The 2,805-nt window shown below is 76.2% G+C and carries 2 protein-coding genes; one reads left to right on the top strand and one right to left on the bottom strand.

Annotated features, from left to right (window positions below):
• Positions 1 to 292: 292 nt before the first annotated feature.
• Positions 293 to 1,624, bottom strand: a complete 1,332-nt coding sequence (locus WDZ17_RS10595; protein ID WP_339575120.1) for an Nramp family divalent metal transporter — start codon at positions 1,622 to 1,624, stop codon at positions 293 to 295.
• 221 nt (positions 1,625 to 1,845) lie between these two features.
• On the opposite strand from WDZ17_RS10595, the gene WDZ17_RS10590 reads away from it, so the two are divergent.
• On the top strand, positions 1,846 to 2,805 hold a 960-nt coding region (locus tag WDZ17_RS10590), incomplete at its 3' end, for an SLBB domain-containing protein (protein WP_339575119.1).

Here is a 2,805-nt window from a genome sequence, read left to right as displayed (position 1 = left end):
GGCAGCTCCGGGTGCTCGCTGCCCGGGAACGCCCACCCGGACCGGTCGGCCTCGCCGCCGGTGCCGGTACCGGGGTCCTCGGCGGGATCCTGGCCGTCGGGCACCGGCGATCCGTCGTGAAGGTCCACGCCGCGCCTCCTCCCCGTCCACCTCACGGCTGTGTCGAACGCGTGTTCGACTACCAGGCACGGTAGCGGGAAGGTCCGACAACGCCCGCCCGCCGCCCAGAGCTGTGGACGACCGCGCGCCTCGGCGGGCTGTGGACGCAGCGGCCCTCGACCACGGTCGCTCGTCAGGTGAGGTAGCTGAGCACCTGCACGACGCTCAGCACGAGGAACAGCAGGCCCGCCGCCGCCAACAGGGCGTTGCTCAGCCAGCTGTTCCGCCACTGCCGCGGCGTACGCGCCGAGTTGAGGAGCCAGATGAGCGTCCCTGCCAGGAAGGGCATGAAGAAGGCGCCCAGGACGCCGTACGCCAGCACCAGCTGGAACGGCTGCCCGAGGAGGAGCAGCAGCATCGGCGGGAAGGTCAACCACACCGCGTAGAGGCGGAACGCGGTCGTCCGCTCGGGCCGCTGCGCCCGGGCGGGCGAGCCTGCGCCTCCTCGCAGGACGGCCACGAAGTCGGCGAACAGGAGGCCGACGCCGTTCCACACCCCGAGCAGCGAGCTGAAGGCGGCGGCGAAGAAGCCGACGAGGAACACGGTGGCGACGACGGCCCCGAAGCGGTCCTCCAGCACCTGGCCCAGGTCGAGCAGCCCGCGGTCGCCCTCCGTCAGGCTGATGGACGCGGCGTTCAGCAACTCGGCCCCGACGACGAGCATCGCGACGACGAACACGCCCGTCGTGATGTAGGCCGTCCGGTTGTCCCAGCGCATGACCCGCATCCAGCCGCGGTCGTGCCATCCCTTGGCGTTCACCCAGTAGCCGTAGGCCGCCATCGTGATGGTGCCGCCGACGCCGCCCACGAGCCCGAGCGTGTAGACGACCGACCCGTCGGGCAGGCGCGGGACGAGGCCGGCGAGCATCGCCGGCACGTCGGGGGCGACCAGGACGGCGAGGCCGACGACGACGACGAACATGACGCCGATGAGGGCCGTCATGATCTTCTCGAAGACGGCGTAGCGGCTCGTCAGCACGAGCACCAGGCCGGCGACGCCGCACAGAGCGCCCCAGGCGGCCAGGGGCATGACGTCGGGGAAGAGCGCGGCCAGCGGCAGGGCGCTGGCCGTCATGGCCGTGGCCCCGTAGACGAAGCCCCAGACGACGACGTAGACCGCGAAGTACCCGGTGGCCCACCGCGTCAGCGACCGCCACCCCTCGATGATCGTCGTCCCCGTCGCGAGGTGGAAGCGCCCCGTGGCCTCGGCGAGGGCGATCTTGACGACGCAGCCGACCACGGCGGCCCACAGGAGCGTGTACCCCAGCTCGGCGCCGGCCACGAGGGTCGCCACGAGGTCTCCCGCCCCGACCCCCGTGGCGGCGACGACGATCCCCGGGCCGACGCGACGCAGCGAGGCCCGTCGCTGGGGGGCGTCGGCGCCGGGGCCCGCGTCGGCAGCGGTCGGCCGCTCACGGCCGGGCGGCGCTCCGGCGGGGGCCGGGTCGGGATGGGCGGCGTCCACGGTGTCACGTCCTTCGGTGGCGGTCGTCGCTGACCGTTCGGCACCGCACGAGGGGGACGGGTCGGGACGGTGCGAGGCCCGGCAGGGACCGTAGCCGTGCCTGCGCGGCCGTGGGCCGGGCGGTCGAGCTCCCCGGCGTCCACAGGCAGGACGTGGAGGCCGTCGTCCCCAGGTGGTCCCGGTGACGACGTGGGTCGGACGGACGACGCCATGGTCGACCGGTGCGCGGTGCAGGAGGTGGAGACGCGTCGGACGCCGAGGTCGTGCGCCGGCGCCTGGACGCGGTGCTGCGGCAGGAGGCGCGGCGTCCGGTGGGCCGGGCCCGGCCGGCCGGCCTCGAGGACGACCCGGAGGACGCCCCTGACGACGACCTCGACGACGACCTCGACGACGACCTCGAGGACGGCCCGGGTGGCGATTCGCGCGGCGGAGGCCCTCGACCTCGGCGACGGCCGGAGGGGGCCAGGCCCGCGGGGCGGCACGGCGAGGACGGTGACCTCGCCGAGGGCATGGGGCTGTGGCCGCAGCTCGTCGGGGCCCTCGCGGACCGCGTCCCGGTCTCGGTGCGGCACGGGCGGTGGGGTGTCTCGGGCCCGGTCGTGGCGGCCGTCCTCGTCGTCGCCGCGGTCGTCGTGCTCGTCCTCGCGGTCCGGTCCTCCGCCGGGGCCCCGGGGGTGCCCGTGCCGGTCCGCGCCGCCCCCACCTCATCGGCCGCGGTCTCGAGCGGGAAGCCTTCCGGTGCGCCGACGGCCGCCTCGGCGGTCCCGGGCCGTGCCGAGGCGTCGCCGCGGCCGGAGGCGTCCGCGGGAGCTGCCGTCGGGCGCCCCGGCGCGTCGTCCACCGGCGTGACCGCCGCACCGCCGTCGGCCGCACCGGTGGCCGAGGCCGAGGCCGAGGTGGTGGTGCACGTCGTCGGCCGCGTCGTGCGGGCGGGGGTGGTCCACCTCCCGACGGGCTCGCGGGTGGGGGACGCCCTCGACGCGGCGGGAGGACCCACGCCGGACGCCGATCTCGCCCGGGTGAACCTGGCCCGTCCGCTCGTCGACGGCGAGCAGGTCGTCGTGCCGGCGCCGGGGGAGGAGGTCGCGACCGCGCCGCCACCGGTCGCGGGCGCGTCGCCCGCCGGTGGCGCCGGCGCCCCGTCCGGTGCGAGCGGCGCTGCGGCGGACGGGGCGCCAGGA

It is taken from the genome of Pseudokineococcus basanitobsidens (assembly GCF_037482545.1).
In the GTDB taxonomy this organism is placed as follows: domain Bacteria; phylum Actinomycetota; class Actinomycetes; order Actinomycetales; family Quadrisphaeraceae; genus Pseudokineococcus; species Pseudokineococcus basanitobsidens.
The sequence above is the reverse complement of the archived record's forward strand: the minus strand, read 5'-3'. Positions and strand labels throughout refer to the sequence as shown.